1 protein-coding gene is annotated in these 1,666 nt (G+C 28.3%); it reads right to left on the reverse strand.

What is annotated here, in order from left to right; genetic code table 4:
- Positions 1–1,553: P68 family surface lipoprotein (locus BU00_RS0103530; RefSeq protein ID WP_027121494.1), on the reverse strand; the 1,553-nt coding region annotated here is incomplete at its 3' end.
- Positions 1,554–1,666 lie beyond the last annotated feature (113 nt).

Consider the following 1,666-nt stretch of genomic DNA (forward strand, 5'->3'; position numbering starts at 1 on the left):
TTATAACGTGAACCAACATATGCAACTACATTTTCTGGTTTTTCAGGTTGTTCATTTTTTACTTTTCTAGGTAAAAGATTCAATCTTGTAAATTTAGAAGATGTTCTTTCAAAATCATCATTCCCGTTTTTGTTATTTATGTATTTTGTTCTTGAACCTTGAATATAATTATGTGTATAACCTGCTGTTGAACCTATTGCAAAAGCAAATTTATGATATGTTTGTTTAGTTGAAGCGTATTGACCTGGACCATGAATAACTGTTGTCCCTTTTTCAACACCATCTTTAAATAAATTAAATATTTGTTGACCTTTTAATTTACCTTCACCATTTTTAAGACCATTATAGTGGAATTCACCAGAAGTTAAATCAAGTCTTTGAGACATATTTGATTCATCTGCACCAATTGCTGCAAAAAGAGCTTGATTAAATACACCAGCAATATCATCTATACCAAATGCATGCGCTTCTGAATCTACACCTTTCTTAGATAATGTGAACATTGTTTGAATTGTTTCAGCAAATTTTAGTAATGCTGCATAGTCACCAAATAATGTTTCTTTTGAAACTTTAACACCTTCTTTTTTGTAACCTTTATCAGTTAAAATTGCTTCTGCACTCGAATCTACTTCACCTCAGTATTCTTTAACACTTGTTAAATCACCTTTTCCTTTTTCAATGATGTTGTTAAATCATTCCATATCTGCATCAGCGAAAACAACTCCTTTTTCTTTCATTGTTGTAAAAACGTATGAAAGAACTGGACCATTTAATGATAAAACATTAGTACTTTTTAGGAATGGTAAAATGTATGTTGAAGTATTTTTTAAATCTTCTGTTGTAGTATTTGAAGAAATAAATTTATCACTAAATGCATTTATATCTAAATCAAATTTTTCATCTTTTGAGTTAGTTGATAATAACATATCTCTTTGTGCTAACTCAGTAGCAACAGTAGGATAGTTAATAACTATATTAAAGAAATTGTCTCTGTCTTTTGCTTCTAAACTTGATCTTACCTTATTTAATCCAGCTGGATATCCTGAACCAGCATTAATTTGTTTTACAGGTTTAATTCCTTTTGAAGCATCAGCAATATTTTCATTATAGTATTTAATTGCTGTATTTAGCGCTTTAGCCTGATCACCTGTTTCAGAATATGTTGTACCAATAACAATGTGATCTTTTTGATTTTGTGTAAATGATGATGCTGCACCATTTGGATTAACACCTAATGAAACATTAGCAACTCTATCATAATATTCTTGTAACTCTGGTGATAATTTTTTAATTTCTACATCAATTTTTTTATAAACTTCTTCTAAAGCTGATTGTCTTTGATCTAAATCTTCAATCGCTTTTGCTGTATTTAATTCATTTTGAAGTTGTGTTTTAACGTCTCCTGATATATGTTTTAACATAAATGAGTTATCAGGATCTTTTTGTGTTACTTCTCTGTCTCCATCTGTTCCACATGAAGCAGCAATAGCAATAATAGGCATTGCTCCTAATAACATTGAACTTTTAAAAAGTTTTTTAAATTTGTTTTTCATATCTCCTCTTTATTTTAGATATTAGTAATATAAATATCCAGACTTTTCTTTTCAAATTGTCATGTATTTGCTCTAATTATAAAAAAATTTATTTAAAATAATTTTTTTTTTTT

It is taken from the genome of Mycoplasma leonicaptivi ATCC 49890, assembly GCF_000622205.1.
In the GTDB taxonomy this organism is placed as follows: Bacteria; Bacillota_I; Bacilli_A; order Mycoplasmatales; family Metamycoplasmataceae; genus Mycoplasmopsis; species Mycoplasmopsis leonicaptivi.